Origin of the sequence: Rhizobium sp. CSW-27, from assembly GCF_018760785.1 — a bacterium.
Lineage (GTDB): Bacteria > Pseudomonadota > Alphaproteobacteria > Rhizobiales > Rhizobiaceae > Neorhizobium.
The window spans coordinates 129949-144274 of record NZ_JAHHZO010000006.1 but is presented as its reverse complement, the minus strand read 5'-3'; the positions used below and the strand labels follow the sequence as shown (position 1 = coordinate 144274).

Sequence of the window (14326 nt, the reverse complement as noted above, 5' to 3'; positions counted from 1 at the left end):
ATGCAGGGCATTTCCGAGGATACACGCCGCGTGCTGGGCGAGATTGCCCGTCAATACGGGGTCAGCGAGGATGCGGCCCTTGCCATGCTTTGGGCGGTGCAGCGCGGGCAGGGCACCATGGCGCAGTTCAATATCGGCGAACTCGGCGGCAGCGGCCAGTGGATGCAGGGTGGCATGACCATGGTCGGCGACATGTTCAATTACGGGCTGAAGAATACGGTGGACGGGCTCTGCAATGCCTTGTCGCAGGCTTTGTCGTCGGGGCGCATCCATCTGCCGAGTGCCAGCGGCGCCGCCTTGGCCTGGTGGCCGCAATGGCTGGGTTCCCCTTCCAGCACCGGGGCGCAGAATGACAGCGCCTATGCCGTGTTCCCGAGCCATCGGCGCCTCGCGATCAAGGATGGCGGCGGCGTGCATCTCTACGATACGGGCGACCATTTCATCTCGGGCGTCGGCCAGCAGCAGGGCTCGAATACCGGCCTGACCTTTTCCAGCCAGTACGGATCGTTTTCCGTCAGCAGCCTGCGGCGCGTCGATGACGGGGCATCGTCCGCGGCACCGGCCGAACATGTCGAGACCACCACCAACACCAGCAAGGCTGATGCCTGGTCTCCGGCGGCAGCCGCACCGGAGGTGGCCGAACCCGTTTCGACCGAGCCGGTCGCCATCCCCGCCTTGCAGCAGCCTCCGGCATCTCCCGTTGTATCGCCGGCTGCGGCGCCGATGGCCGAAAGCAGCGCGATCCTTGCCCTCATCGAAAAGCTTGCGGCACTGCGCGAGGCCGGCATTCTGACGGAGGCGGAATTTGCGGCCAAGAAGACGGAGCTTCTCTCGCGTCTCTGACACATCACCGGGCGGGGCAGCCGTTATTCCTGCATCCTGCGGTCGACTTTGTCACATGTCTGTTAGACAGCCATGATTTAGCGGGGGCAACGTTCACGAGGAGTTTGCCCCATGAAGACGCTTCTTTCCGCCCTGACCGCTGTTGTCGCCTTTGGCGCCCTGGCAACGTCCGCCACCGCTGCCGATCTCGTCATCTATACCAGCCAGCCGAACGAGGATGCGCAGGCAACCGTCGACGGTTTCAAGGCTGCCAATCCCGGCCTTGAGGTCGAGTGGGTGCGCGACGGAACGACGAAGATCATGGCCAAGCTGATGGCCGAGATCGAGGCCGGCAATCCGGTCGCCGACGTGCTCTTGATCGCCGATACCGTGACGCTGGAGCGCCTGAAGCAGGACAAGCGCCTGCTGGCCTACAAGTCGCCGGAAGCCAAGGCCTATGACGCCTCGCTCTTTGATGCCGACGGCTTCTATTACTCGACCAAGCTGATCACCACCGGCATCATGTACAACACCCAGGCTTCGATGAAGCCGACCAGCTGGAAGGATCTGGCGAAGCCGGAAGCCAAGGGCCTCGTCACCATGCCGAGCCCGCTGACCTCGGGTGCTGCCCTTATCCATGCCCAGACGCTGACCGCCGATCCGGCCCTCGGCTGGGATTATTACCGTGCCCTGAAGGACAACGGTGCGACGGCCTCCGGTGGCAACGGTGCCGTGCTGAAGTCGGTTGCCTCGGGTGAAAAGGCCTATGGCGTCGTCGTCGATTACATGCCGATCCGCGAAAAGGCGAAGGGTGCGCCGGTGGAATTCGTTTTCCCGGCTGAAGGCGTGTCTGCCGTCACCGAACCGGTCGCGATCATGGCCGGTACCAAGCACCAGGATGCCGCCAAGAAGTTCGTGGACTACGTTCTCTCCGAAAAGGGCCAGGAAGGTTTCCTGAAGCTCGGCTATATCCCGGCCCGCAACGGCATGCCGGTTCCGGCTGGTTTCCCGGCGCGCGACACGATCAAGCTGATGCCGTTCAACGCCTCCGACGCCCTGAAGAACACCGACAAGGATCTGAAGACCTTCTCCGAGATCTTTGGCGGCAACGGCTGATTTTCGGCGCGCCATGCCCCGTTTTTTGACCTTGGGAAACAGCCAGCCGCGCTGGCTGTTTCCTTTTGTGCTCACCGTTCTGTTCCTGCTCAGCGTGCTGCCGCTTGGCCGGCTTGCCGTAACGGGCATCCTGTCGCTGGTGCGTGGCGGCGGAGATGGACTGCTGTCCGATCCCGGACTCTGGGCGGCGCTGTGGAACACGCTCACCACCTCGTTTTACGGCATGCTGGTCTCCGTCCTGATCGGAGGCAGCTTCGCGCTGCTGCTGACGCTGTTCGACATTCGCGGCAAATGGATCCTCGGTTTTCTCTTCATGCTGCCGATGATGATCCCGCCGCAGGTGACGGCGCTCTCCTGGGTCGGGCTGACGGGACCGTCCAGCACGCTTCTGAAGGCGATCGGCATGGCGCCGCCGCTCGGCAGTCCGCAACCGCTCTATTCGATCGGCGGCATCGCGCTTCTGCTCGGTGTGCAGAATGCGCCGCTCGTTTATCTGGCGCTCAGGGCCGGGCTTCTGGCGCTGCCGCGCGATGGCATCGAGGCGGCACGGCTTTCCGGTGCCTCGGCGCTGCAAGTGCTGCGTGACATCATCCTGCCTCTGGCTTTGCCGGGTTTTGCCGCCGGTGCCGCCATGGCCTTCGTCTCGAATGTCGGCAATTTCGGCATTCCGGCGATCCTCGGCATTCCCGCCTCGATCTACACGCTGCCGACGCTGATCTATGCGAAGTTCGCAAGCTTCGGCCCCAGCACTTTTGCCGATATCTCGTTGCTGTCGGGCCTCATCGCATTGCTCTCGGTCGCCGGCCTGCTGATCGAGGAGCGGGTGCTGCGTGGCCGGGATTATCGCATTATCGGACTGTCGGGCCGCACCGCCGTCTTCCAGCTGAAGGGGTGGCGCGCGGTCAGCGAGATCCTGCTGTGGCTGGTGCTGCTCCTGATCCTCATCCTGCCGTTTGCGGCCCTTGTTGCCAGTTCGCTGGCGCCCGCTTATGGCGTGCCGCTCAATCTCAAGACCGCGACCACCCACGCCTATGAGGAGGTGCTGCTGCGCCAGTCGGTGACGCAGACCGCCTTCCGCAATTCGATCGGGCTGTCGCTTGCCACCGCCTTCGGCCTGCTGCTGGTGACGGTGCTGATGGGCTATGTCGTTGCCCGCAGCGGGCGCCGGCTGGCGGCGCTGATCGGCGCGCTTGCCGATATTCCCTATGCGCTGCCGGGCATTGTGCTCGCTGTCGCCTGTATCCTTTTGTTTGCGGCACCTTTGCCGGTGTTCGGCGTGTCGATCTACGGCACGATCTGGATCCTGCTGTTTGCCTATTTCTCCAGTTTCCTCGCCGTCAGCCTCAGGCCAATCGCCAGCGCCTTCCGCCAGCTCGATCCATCGCTGGAGGAGGCGGCGCGGCTTGCCGGAGCCGGTTTTGCCCGGCGTATGCGCGACATCCTGGTGCCGCTCATTGCGCCGGCGGCGGGTGCGGCGGTGATCCTCGTTTTTCTTATTGCCTGCAATGAGTTGACGGTCTCGGCGCTGCTCTGGTCGGCCGGCACGCAGACCCTCGGTGTTGCGATCTACAATCTCGATGACAGCGGCAGCTTCAATCTCGCCTCGGCACTGTCCGTGCTGGTGGTCGGAATGGTGGTCGTCATGATGTTTCTTCTGGAACTCCTGGCGAACCGGCTGCCCAAAGGAGTGGTGCCGTGGCGCAGTTGATCCTCAACCACCTGTCGAAGGACTTCGGTACCGGCAAACCCGCCGTCACCGGCGTATCGCTGAAAATCCGCGAAGGCGGTTTTCTGGCCCTTCTTGGCCCGTCCGGCTGCGGCAAGACGACCGTGCTGCGGATGATCGCCGGCTTCGAACAGCCGAGCGATGGCGAGATTTTTCTCGGCGAATGGCGGCTGGCGGATGTGAATGCCATGGTACCGCCGGAAAAGCGCAACATGGCGATGGTCTTTCAGTCCTATGCGCTCTGGCCGCATATGTCGGTGGCCGATAATGTCGGTTATCCCTTGAAGGTTCGCGGGCTCTCGCGTGACGCCCGCGACCGCAAGATCCGCGAGGCGCTGGAGGCGGTGAGGCTCGACGCCTATGCCGACCGCCGCCCGGCCGATCTTTCCGGCGGCCAGCGTCAGCGTGTGGCGCTGGCCCGCTGCCTCGTTACCGATCCCGACGTCGTGCTGCTCGACGAGCCGCTGGCGAATCTTGACCGGCATCTGCGCCAGGAGATGGAAGAGACCTTTCGTGAGTTTCACGCCCGTTCGGGTGCCACGATGATCTATGTGACGCATGACCAGGCGGAAGCCATGGCGCTGGCCACCGATGTGGCTGTGATGGCGGAGGGCAAACTTTTGCAGGTCGCGCCGCCGCAGGAGATCTATGCGCGGCCGGAGGGTCGCATCGTCGGTGGGTTGATCGGGCAGGGGGCGATCCTCAAGCTTCCCTGGCCGGTCAGCGGCGATCGCGCGCTGGAATGGCCCGCCCTGCAGCCATCCTTCGTCCCGAAGCCCGGCGCGCATCTTGCCGATGTTCTTGTGCGGCCGCAGGATGTGGTGTTTTCGGACGAAGGCCTCGATGTGGTGGTGGAAGCCGCCGTCTTCGAAGGCGAGCGCCATGCACTGCGCCTCAGACTTGCCGATGACCAGACGCTGCGTGCCTTCAGCCGCCGGACGGTTGCCGTCGGTGATCGCATCCGCGTCGTCATCCGCTCGGCCTGGCGGTTGTAAGCGCCGGGCGGGGCGTTATTGTCCCTGTGTCGTCAGCCGATCGGCGACGCCTTGCCTGCGCCATCCCTTCAAAACGGAGCTTGCCGTGACCGAGATACTGAACGCCTGGCCGCCGGAGCGGACCGTCTTCGAGATCGCCGGTATCGAGATGCAGGTCGCGCCCGGTCGTCACCGGCTGGAGGAGCTCGCGGGCGCAGAGATTGCCGAAAACTGGGCCGCGGAGGTGGCGGCCAATCCGGCGCTGTTCAACGGCGAGGTGCTGCTGCCGGAGGAGATGGTGCTGCGGGATGGCGTGATCCACGCCACGGCGCGCGCCACCGGCTTTGCCACGACGATGTGGTGGCGCAAGCAGACCGGCCGCCCTGCCGCCTGTTCCTCAATGCCAGCGCCGTGCCGATTTCCGCCGATGGCCTGCCGATCGCGATCCGCATGGCGCCGCATACAGCCAATGCCGGCAAGGTCTATTTCGCCACCGGTTCGCTCGATCTGTCGGACATGCGTGAGGATGGCAGCTGCGATGTGCTCGGCAGCATGACGCGCGAGGTGCTGGAAGAGACGGGGCTCGATCTCGAGCGCGAGGCGCGGGCCGAAGACCGGCTTTATGCCGTGCATTTCAACCGGCGCTTCTTCGTGTTTCGCTTCTTTCACCTGTCCCAGACGGCCGACGAGATCTGCCGCCGGGTGGAGCGGCACATGCAGCAAGAGGCGGAGCCGGAGATCGATGCGGTCCTTGCGCTGAGGCCGCAGGACGGGCAGGCGCATCCGCAGGACGGGCAGGCGCATCCGCAGGACGGGCAGGCGCATGTCTATCACGACCTGACGCTGATCATCCTTCCCTTCTTTTTCGCGCGCAAGCCGTAAGGTGCGGGTTGATCCGCCGTGTCGTCTCGGGCACCTTGGCGCGCATTGTTTTGTCCGGCCAGGACACTGCACGGGAGAAGGGGAGGCTGCCTTGGGTCTGAACTATGCCATTTATGACGTCTTCAGCGACAAGGCGCTGCAGGGCAACCCGCTGGCCGTGGTCTTCGACGCCGATGGCATGACGGACGAGGCCATGCAGGCACTGGCCCGCGAGACGAACCTCTCCGAGACGGTGTTCGTGCAGAAGGCGGAAAATCCGGCGCATGCGGCAAGACTGCGCATCTTCACGCCCACACGCGAACTGCCCTTTGCCGGCCATCCGACCGTCGGGGCTGCCATTGCGCTGGCCGAATGGCGGCACGCGCAGCAGCGGCCGGATCTCGATCTCGTCTGCGTGCTGGAGGAGAATGTCGGCCCGGTGCGCTGTGCCGTGCGGCTCTCCGAGGGAGAGGCAAGCTTTGCCGAGTTTGACCTGCCGCGCAATCCGCAGCGTATCCAGCTCGGTCTTGACCGACAGGGGCTTGCCGATGCGCTGGGCATCAAGCTCTCGGAGATCGGCTTCGAGAATCATATGCCGGCGATCTGGACCGCGGGCGTGCCCTTCCTGATGATCCCGCTGCACAATCTGGCGGCCGTCGAATCGATCGAGTTCGACGCAACGCTGTGGGAGCGGGCGGCACCGCTGGTGGAGGGGCGCCTCGCTTCGGTCTATGCCTATTGCCGGGGCGGCGTCCATCATGCGGCCCGCTTCCATGCGCGGATGTTTTCGCCCGACATGGGCATTGCCGAGGACCCGGCAACCGGCGGCGCCGCTGCAGCCCTTGCCGGCGCCATCCACCAGTTCGATGCTCTGCCCGACGGGCACCATCCGCTGCTGATCGAGCAGGGGGTGGAGATGGGCCGCCCCTCCTATATCCACCTTCACATGGATGTGAAGGATGGCGGCATTTCCCGTGCCCGCATTGGCGGACAGGCGGTCAGGGTAGCCTCCGGCATCTTCCACCTCTGATCGACGGCAACGGCCGGCGAATATCTTTGACGGAAGGCGGAACCGGATTCCCGCCCTGTCGTTATTGGGGCCGTGCGGGAGAAGGACGATGCATGCTCCGACCATTCAAGTTGCAGTAACGATGCGTGCCGGTCAGTCGGCGGATGAGTGTATCCAGTCGCGCCTGACGCTGCTTGTGGCGCGATCCCGCTGATGTCCTGCCGGCCCGGGCGTCGTGGTCGCTGACACCCGACGACACCCGATGAAAGGCGGCGGCCTGCATCCGCTTCGCGTGTCGCGGTCAGCCCCGCACCACCCAACAGACAGATTGTCGCCGTCTTGTTCAGGCCTAAGGCTGCCGCCGGGCCCGGATGGTGATTCGAAATGCAAGGAGACCCTGATGATCAGGAGCGAGAAAAGGCCAAGCGACGATCCCCTGAATTCGGAGGATCTGGCGCGCTGCCAACAGGTTTTCGAGCGTCTTCGCGCCGAGATCTGCCCCGAGGACGATCAGGAGGAGACCAACCGGCTGGCCGCCATCACCATTGAGCTTTATCGCCAGGGGGTGCGGCGCGAGGACGTACTGCGCGACATGGTGGCGGCCGCCCGCGGCCATCACTGAGCTGCAAGAGAGCCGCGAATCCGGTGCCGAGGCTGGCGCGGCAGGCCGATCATGCCTTTCCCGCAGCCGGGAGGGAAGGGTGCTCACATCGAGGCGCGGGGAGCAAGGCCCCGCGCCTTTTGCATGTCCGGACCGCCGTTCTCGCCCGATCTGAGATCGGTTGTCCAATTCAAACTTGCCGTTTACGTAAACTGCGGTTTATACCTGTCCCGGAGGATCTGCCATCGCTTGCGCCTGGGGAGGACATGATGCCATTGCCGAAATCATTCGAGACGCTGAGCCTGCCGGCCGTGGCCGCGCCCATGTTTCTGGCCTCCGGGCCAGATCTGGTGGTGGAAACCTGCCGCGCCGGCTTGGTCGGCACCTTCCCGGCGCTCAACCAACGCACGACCGAAGGCTTCGTTGCCTGGCTGGACGAGATCCGCGAGAGGCTCGCCGCGCATCCCGGTGCGGCGCCCTTCGGCGTCAACCTCATCGTTCATCGTTCCAATCCGCGCCTTGAGGCGGATCTGAAGGCGGTGGTGGCACACAAGGTGCCGCTTGTCATTACCTCGCTCGGTGCCGTGCCGGATGTGGTGAAGGCCGTGCAGTCCTATGGCGGCCTCGTCTTCCACGACGTGATCAGCCGACGCCACGCGGAAAAGGCGGCCGAAGCCGGTGTCGACGGCATCATCGCCGTCTGTGCCGGTGCCGGAGGCCACGCGGGCACGCTCAGCCCCTTTGCGCTCATCCCGGAAATCCGCTCCTTCTTCGGCGGCACCATCCTGCTCTCCGGCGCGATCAGCACCGGCGAGCAGATTGCCGCCGCCCGCCTGATGGGTGCAGATCTCGCCTATCTCGGCACGCGCTTCCTCGTGACCCGCGAATCCATGGTGAGCGAGGCGCAGAAGCAGATGACGCGGGAGGCCAGCGCCGGCGACATTGTCTATACCGACGCCATTTCCGGGGTGAATGCCAACTTCCTGAAGCCCAGCATCCTGGCCGCCGGTCTCGATCCGGCCGCGCTTGTGTCGCATGGGCCGATGGATCTCGGTAACGAGGCGAAGGCCTGGAAGAGCGTCTGGTCGGCAGGGCACGGGGTTTCCGCCATCCACGACATTCCGTCGGTGGCCGAGCTTTGCCAGCAACTGAAGGCGGACTATCGCCGCGCCATGCGACGGGCCGCCGAAGATCCTTTTGCACTGCAGCAGCCGTGACGTCTGCCGCAGGTGGTCATTTTGCCGGTCGCGGGCCGGCAGAACGGGGGGGGGGCGCGAACGTCGCGCTTCCCGTCTGCGGTGATGTCACATCGTTGTGACGGCTGGAACCTGCCTCCCGTCAGTGGATATCGCGACGGCGTCTTGTAATCTAAAGCGTTGAAATAAAATACTTTCTCCCTCTCGCACCTGTCGGCTCGCCACTGTTCGCAAAACGGACACACTAAGGTTACCGTTTGCGCCGTTGTTTCGGCGCGATGTCCTTCCCATGTCCATGGTGCGTCGCAATGAACGGCGCGAGGAGACAGAAGAAGGAGTTACTCCCATGAAAAAGCTGCTTGCAGCCACGACCCTCGCCGTAACCTTTGCCGGTTCGACTGCCGCATTCGCCTTCACCTCCGTTCCGGATCCGGCGATCCGCGACAAGGTGCTCAAGACGGAAGCAACAGCCCATCTGGACAAGTCGCCGGCCGGTACTCCGGTCTACGACAAGATCTATGCCGGCGCTGACGCTTATCGTGTCACCTATATTGTTCAGCCGGACGGCAGCCTGGAATTCTTCAGCGATCAGTTGCTGGAAAGCCAGTAAGCGGAGCGCCCAGGGTCTTCCGGATCATTCAAGGAGCGAAGCGAAATGAAACGCGTAATTGCTTTAGCCTTTGCCGCATTGATCGGCGCCAGTACCGTCGTGTTTGCGGAAGACCTGAGGCATGCCGCCAATGGCCGGCTCAGCATCCACTCGGTGGGTGACTGGGTCGCACAGGACGTGGTCGATCACGGCCAGGTCTACCAGGAACGCTATCAGGTTCAGCCGGACCACACGCTGAAGCTGATGCAGCGCACCGCTCTGGTGCAGTAAGCCGCAGCGTCGGCATGCCGGCAAGGACAGCGCATCAAAAAAGGCCCGACAGCATCCGCTGCCGGGCCTTTTTCGTCGGGATCATCCGGACAGCATAAAGCCCCCGAAGCGAGAGCCTGGGGGCTGTGCAGTCATGCTCATGTCAGTGCACGCTCATGGTGCTCTGTCTGAGATCTGGCAGCGTCCGCAATCAGCGGAACGAACGGGCAGCAATCGAACGGATGTCGTAGCGGGTCAGGCCGATATCGCTGAGGGCCTGGTTCGAGAGATTGCCAAGCTCGTTCATCGTGCGGCGGTAGCTGATCCAGCTCTTTGCGAGACGAATCGGGTTCATGGGTGTTTCCTCAAGACTTTGTTTTGCCTGCCGGCCGAACCGTGATCCTCACGATCTCGTCACCGGCGATGAGGTTCTTATACATCCGCATAACAATATCATGCAGTGCAAAAACAAGGCGACTGCCATGCATTTGTGCAATGTGATGCCGAAATTTGCAGCTTTGGCCGAAATTTGAGCTGCTGCCGGACGAGCAGGGTAGATGCAGTGCATAAAAAAAACGCCCCCCGAATGGGAGGCGTTTTGGAAGAGGCCCGAGGGCCGCCAATCGTTGCGGATCAGATGCCGACGGCGGTGCGAGCGATGCGGCGGATGTCGGCGCGGCCGATGCCGAGGTCGTTCAGTTCGCGGTCCGACATGCGGCCGAGTTCGGAAACCGTCTGACGGTACTTGCGCCAGTTGTTGAGCGAGCGTGCGATGTTCATGGTCGTCGTCCTTTGGTGTGTCAGGTGCCGGGGCTGTGCCGCCCGGCCTGTTTCTCAATCGATTGAATGCAGTATATGCTGCAGCGCGCATAAGAACAGCGCCCATCCCGTATGACACCTATGCGTCTGCTGCATCGCTCTGCCAAAATCGTTAAGAAAAATGGCCGAAGATGAGCGAAAAACGGGCAGCAGCGGGCCGTGCGGCAAGCGAAAGACGGATGGAAGGGGCGAAAACGAAGACGCCCACCGGGGGAGGAGGTCCGGCGGGCGTCTGGAAGGTGACTGGCGATCGGGAGGAGGGATCTCGCCAGTCCATCGTGGCTCGCCGGGAGGAGGAGTGCGAAGCCACGAAATTCGTTCGGGAAAATCCCCGAGGCTGTTTTGGAGCAGGGCTCCCGACCGCCACGTCGTCGGAACGTTGCCGTTCCTGTTGCCTTGACTATAGTCAGATCCTGCAGTTTGTGCAGTGCAATATGAGAATGCGAGCTATTCGCCGGCCTCATGGCTCTCTGCGGCTGTAAAACAGGCTAGCGCAAATCTATTAGAGTTTGGTAAATTACCGGGCGTCGCAGCGCCTGCCGGTAGGCCCCGAATTCGCCGGTGGGCAGGCGCGGCGGTTGTCATTTTTCCTTTGCGTGGGGAAAAAACGGTTGTTATAGAGACGCGCGCTCCGGAAGGCCTCTGCGCGAGGAATTTCGACGTGGTGACGGGGCGCGGGTATGGTGAAATTGGTAGACACGCCAGATTTAGGTTCTGGTGCCGCAAGGCGTGGGAGTTCAAGTCTCTCTACCCGCACCAGTTCCGCGGCAGCATTGCCGCAGGCCTGATCCGCCTGGCGGCCGCATGAGCCCCAGCGCAAACGAGATTGCATCGAAGCCACGACCGGCGACAGGTTCCGGCGTCGTGCTCATGGAAACCCCGGCTGTGTGAGCACCGCCGCATGATATGAAGGTATGACAATGCAGGTTATCGAAACGCTCGCTGAAGGGCTGAAGCGCGAAATCAAGGTCGTAATCCCGGCCAAGGACATGGAACAGCGCATGAACGAGCGCCTGGCGGATGCCAAGGACAAGGTGCGCGTCAACGGCTTCCGTCCGGGCAAGGTGCCGATGAGCCACCTGAAGAAGATGTACGGCAAGTCGGTGATGGCGGAACTCGTCAATGAGATCGTGCGTGACCGTCCGAGCGCCATCCTGTCGGAGCGCGGCGAGAAGTCTGCAACGCAGCCGTCGATCTCGATGACCGAGGACGAAGCCGAAGCCGAAAAGATCCTGAACGCCCAGGCTGATTTCGAATTCACCCTGTCCTACGAAGTGATCCCGCCGATCGAGCTGCAGCCGACGAGCGGCATCAAGGTGACCCGCGAAGTCGTCGAGGTGTCGGAAGACGAAGTCAACGAGCAGATCCTCAAGATCGCTGAAAACGCCCGTACCTATGCTGCCAAGGATGGCGCCGCCGAAACGGGCGATCGCGTCACCATGAACTACCTCGGCAAGGTTGACGGCGTTGCCTTCGATGGCGGCGCTGCCGAAGATGCCGATCTGGTGATCGGTTCCGGCCGCTTCATCCCGGGCTTCGAAGACCAGCTCGTTGGTCTCAAGGCTGGCGATGAAAAGGTCATCACCGTCACCTTCCCGGCCGAATATCCGGCTGCCAACCTCGCCGGCAAGGAAGCCACCTTCGACATCACCGTCAAGGAAGTCGCTGCCCCCGCCGCGCTTGAACTGAACGACGAACTGGCATCCCAGCTCGGCATCGAATCGCTCGACAAGCTGAAGGAAATCGTGCGCGGCCAGATCGAAGGCCAGTACGGCAACGTCACGCGCCAGAAGGTCAAGCGCCAGATCCTCGACCAGCTGGACGAGATGTACAAGTTCGAAACCCCGGCCGGCCTGGTCGATGCGGAATTCGACAACATCTGGCGCCAGATCAACACCGATCTGCAGCAGTCCGGCAAGACCTTTGCCGATGAAGACACGACGGAAGAGGAAGCCCGCGAGGAATATCGCAAGCTCGCCGAACGTCGCGTTCGCCTCGGCCTCGTTCTCTCCGAAATCGGCGAAAAGGCCGGCGTCGAAGTGACCGAAGAGGAAATGCAGCGTGCGCTCTATGCCCAGCTGCAGCAGTTCCCGGGCCAGCAGAAGGAAATCCTCGACTTCTTCCGCAACACCCCCGGTGCCGCCGCCTCGCTGCGCGCCCCGATCTTCGAAGAGAAGGTCATCGACAAGCTGCTGTCCGAAATCGACGTCACCGACAAGACCGTGACGAAGGACGAGCTGATGGCCGACGACGAAGAGTCTTCCGAAGACGCCGACAAGGCCGAAAAGAAGAAGGCTGCGCCGAAGAAGAAGGCTGCCAAGGCTGAGGCTGCCGAGGCCGATGCCGCCGAAGGCGAAGAGGCTCCGGCACCGAAGAAGAAGGCCGCTTCGAAGAAGAAGGCCGCCGAAGGCGACGCCGAATAACCGATGCGCTGACGTCGATCCGTTTCAGGACCCCCGGTGCCCGGCGCCGGGGGTTTTCATGTGTCGGCGTGGCCGCGTCGCAAGCCTGCCGGCAGGGCGCGACGAAGCGGCCCGGCGGCCATGCGGTTGCGCCCGGTGGCGGTCGGCCTGAGCTGTCGAAGGAAAAGGTCCGGATCGCCCGGTGGCGGAGCTGCAATGCTCTTGAACGAAAGACGGGGCTCACCAACTCATGTGAGAAGGGGGTCCGCGAGCCCCTGACCGGCAAATAATGCCGGCTGCCGGTCCCTTAACCGGCGGATGGCGCGCCGCTCAAGCGACGCGACAGTGTGCCTGCTGCAAAGCTTCATCCCGGATTAAGAAACCGTAAAAGCCTGTGTCGATCCGGCGCATGGCGTCCTCTATGGCCCAGCCGAAGGCCCAGGCTTCGCACATCAGCGCCTGCTGCTGCGCGTCAATGCCCGGCACCGGGCGCAGAAGATAGGGGTTTTCGCTTGCCAGAGCGCCCAGGATACGGGCGCGGGCGCCGCGTTCCTGACAGTCAAGAAGAGAATCAATGGTCATTGCTGGTACTCAACGTAAGAGCTGACTTAATAAAGCCGGCCGGCAGCCCGTTCAAGCCGGTTAACCGATCGTTCATTATGTTTTTGCCTGTCGGCGGAAGAAAAAAGACTTGCAGAATCAAATTGCTGGCGCGCCTTATCGTGGCTCGCTGCGAAGATGCAGATAGGTCGGATCGAAGCCGGCAAAGGCCTTCAGACGCTCCCAGTCGTGAATGGCGATCCGCTCGCGCGTCCAGCTGATGAAGCCGGCGGCGCGCAGTTCCTGGATCACCCGGTTCATGTGCACCAGCGAGAGGCCCATGATGTCGGCCATCTGCAGTTGCGAAAGCGGGAAGTGAAAGCTGTCGTCCTCGATCTGGTCGACGATCTGCAGGCGCATGTAGAGTTCGCAGATGATCTGGGAGAGATGCGCCGCCCGCGAGCGCCGCCCCATGGCAACGATCCACTGCCGGCTAATAGCCCCCTGAATCAGGGTGTCCAGCCAAAGCAGCCGTGCAACATGCGGCGTGCGCTCGGTGATGTCACGCATTGCGCTGTGTTCGGCCATGGCAATTCGGCAGGGCGACAGGGCCACGATGCCGTGATCCATCGTCTTGGCCAGAAAGGCATGCAGGTCGATGAATTCGCCCGGCACATGCAGCGAGGTCAACTGTCGCTGACCCTCTCCGGTCATGTTGTAGCGGGCGGCAAAGCCTTCCAGCAGAAGCGAACTGGTTGTCGGGCGGTCGCCCTCCATCACGATGTCCTCCTGTGCCGCCACCCGGCGCTCACGCGTCAGGATGGCGCGAAGGCTTGCCTTTTCCGCGTCGCTCAGCCTGTCCCGCTGCTCAAGATTTGCCAGCAACGGGGCAATCATGTCGGTCTGTGCCATGGGTCCTTCCGATCGTGGTGGACATGGGAACAGGCGGGAGGCGCTTTTGTGCCCGGCGCTGGAACATTTATTTCCGGCGACCGATTGGACCTCGGAATGAGTGAGGAAGAAAACGATGGCCCATTATTATTTCGATGTCTTCAATGACGGAGCGCTTTACGGCCCCGTGGCGATGGAACTGGAGGGCCGCGAAGCGGTGGAGCGCGAGGCGCATCGCATTCTTTCGGACATGGCTCGCGACGACCTGAGGGGACGGGATGCCATGTCGATCGTTCTGGAACTGCGCGATGCGCAGGGGCAATCGGTTTTCGTCGGCAGCGTCACCTTCGTCTCGCGCTGGCTCGAGCGAAGGCAGGAACTGGAACGCCCCGCATGAGCGTCCGCCACCGTTGACAGCGGACCGAGCGGCGAAACTCGCTCCGCCGCCTCGGGCTGGTGGCGCTCCGGCCCCGGAGCGCGCCCGGTGCGGGCGCTCAGGTTTCATCCTTC

Annotated in this window: 16 protein-coding genes and 1 tRNA gene; 13 read left to right on the top strand and 4 right to left on the bottom strand. The window is 63.0% G+C overall.

All coding sequences use genetic code 11. The features are described 5' to 3' along the window. From KLP42_RS13710 to KLP42_RS13665, 10 genes are all read left to right on the top strand, one after another. Positions 1–843: an SHOCT domain-containing protein gene (locus KLP42_RS13710; RefSeq protein WP_215567302.1), complete on the top strand. Its 843-nt coding sequence runs from the start codon at positions 1–3 to the stop codon at positions 841–843. Positions 844–954: 111 nt separating this feature from the next. Next, the gene (locus KLP42_RS13705) at positions 955–1938 is read left to right on the top strand and encodes an ABC transporter substrate-binding protein (RefSeq protein ID WP_215567301.1); all 984 of its coding nucleotides are present in this window, start codon (positions 955–957) and stop codon (positions 1936–1938) included. A 13-nt stretch (positions 1939–1951) separates the two neighbouring features. Further along, the gene (locus tag KLP42_RS13700; RefSeq protein WP_215567300.1) at positions 1952–3646 is read left to right on the top strand and encodes an ABC transporter permease; all 1695 of its coding nucleotides are present in this window, start codon (positions 1952–1954) and stop codon (positions 3644–3646) included. Further along, the gene (locus KLP42_RS13695) at positions 3634–4659 is read left to right on the top strand and encodes an ABC transporter ATP-binding protein (protein ID WP_215567299.1); all 1026 of its coding nucleotides are present in this window, start codon (positions 3634–3636) and stop codon (positions 4657–4659) included. The genes KLP42_RS13700 and KLP42_RS13695 overlap by 13 nt, the downstream gene beginning before the upstream one ends. Before the next feature lie 339 nt (positions 4660–4998). Then, a complete protein-coding gene (locus tag KLP42_RS13690; RefSeq protein WP_215567298.1) occupies positions 4999–5520 on the top strand; it encodes a hypothetical protein in 522 nt (173 codons plus the stop codon). A 91-nt stretch (positions 5521–5611) separates the two neighbouring features. Beyond that, positions 5612–6529: a PhzF family phenazine biosynthesis protein gene (locus KLP42_RS13685; protein WP_215567297.1), complete on the top strand. Its 918-nt coding sequence runs from the start codon at positions 5612–5614 to the stop codon at positions 6527–6529. Between the two features lie 379 nt (positions 6530–6908). Continuing rightward, complete coding sequence (locus KLP42_RS13680) at positions 6909–7130, top strand: hypothetical protein (protein WP_215567296.1); 222 nt, start codon at positions 6909–6911, stop codon at positions 7128–7130. Between the two features lie 248 nt (positions 7131–7378). Then, entirely contained in the window at positions 7379–8326 is a 948-nt protein-coding gene (locus KLP42_RS13675) for an NAD(P)H-dependent flavin oxidoreductase (protein ID WP_215567461.1), read from the top strand. 325 nt (positions 8327–8651) lie between these two features. After that, the gene (locus KLP42_RS13670; RefSeq protein ID WP_215567295.1) at positions 8652–8915 is read left to right on the top strand and encodes a hypothetical protein; all 264 of its coding nucleotides are present in this window, start codon (positions 8652–8654) and stop codon (positions 8913–8915) included. A gap of 45 nt (positions 8916–8960) precedes the next feature. Continuing rightward, complete coding sequence (locus KLP42_RS13665; protein WP_215567294.1) at positions 8961–9185, top strand: hypothetical protein; 225 nt, start codon at positions 8961–8963, stop codon at positions 9183–9185. A 190-nt stretch (positions 9186–9375) separates the two neighbouring features. Here the strand turns inward: KLP42_RS13665 and KLP42_RS13660 are convergent, their stop codons facing one another. Further along, on the bottom strand, positions 9376–9519 hold the full coding sequence (locus KLP42_RS13660) for a DUF1127 domain-containing protein (RefSeq protein WP_215567293.1): 144 nt from the start codon (positions 9517–9519) through the stop codon (positions 9376–9378). Positions 9520–9797: 278 nt separating this feature from the next. Continuing rightward, positions 9798–9944 carry a DUF1127 domain-containing protein gene (locus tag KLP42_RS13655; protein WP_215567292.1) on the bottom strand — a complete coding sequence of 49 codons (147 nt, stop codon included), beginning with the start codon at positions 9942–9944 and terminating at the stop codon, positions 9798–9800. A 713-nt stretch (positions 9945–10657) separates the two neighbouring features. Between KLP42_RS13655 and KLP42_RS13650 the strand changes: the two genes are divergently transcribed. Further along, a tRNA-Leu gene (locus KLP42_RS13650) sits at positions 10658–10742 on the top strand. 161 nt (positions 10743–10903) lie between these two features. Next, positions 10904–12406: a trigger factor gene (gene tig, locus KLP42_RS13645; RefSeq protein WP_215567460.1), complete on the top strand. Its 1503-nt coding sequence runs from the start codon at positions 10904–10906 to the stop codon at positions 12404–12406. 309 nt (positions 12407–12715) lie between these two features. Here tig and KLP42_RS13640 read toward each other — a convergent pair whose 3' ends face one another. Together KLP42_RS13640 and KLP42_RS13635 are read right to left on the bottom strand one after the other, a co-directional pair. Beyond that, on the bottom strand, positions 12716–12967 hold the full coding sequence (locus KLP42_RS13640) for a hypothetical protein (protein WP_215567291.1): 252 nt from the start codon (positions 12965–12967) through the stop codon (positions 12716–12718). Between the two features lie 135 nt (positions 12968–13102). Next, positions 13103–13822, bottom strand: a complete 720-nt coding sequence (locus KLP42_RS13635) for a Crp/Fnr family transcriptional regulator (protein ID WP_215567459.1) — start codon at positions 13820–13822, stop codon at positions 13103–13105. Between the two features lie 130 nt (positions 13823–13952). On the opposite strand from KLP42_RS13635, the gene KLP42_RS13630 reads away from it, so the two are divergent. Next, positions 13953–14213 carry a DUF6894 family protein gene (locus tag KLP42_RS13630; protein ID WP_215567290.1) on the top strand — a complete coding sequence of 87 codons (261 nt, stop codon included), beginning with the start codon at positions 13953–13955 and terminating at the stop codon, positions 14211–14213. Positions 14214–14326 lie beyond the last annotated feature (113 nt).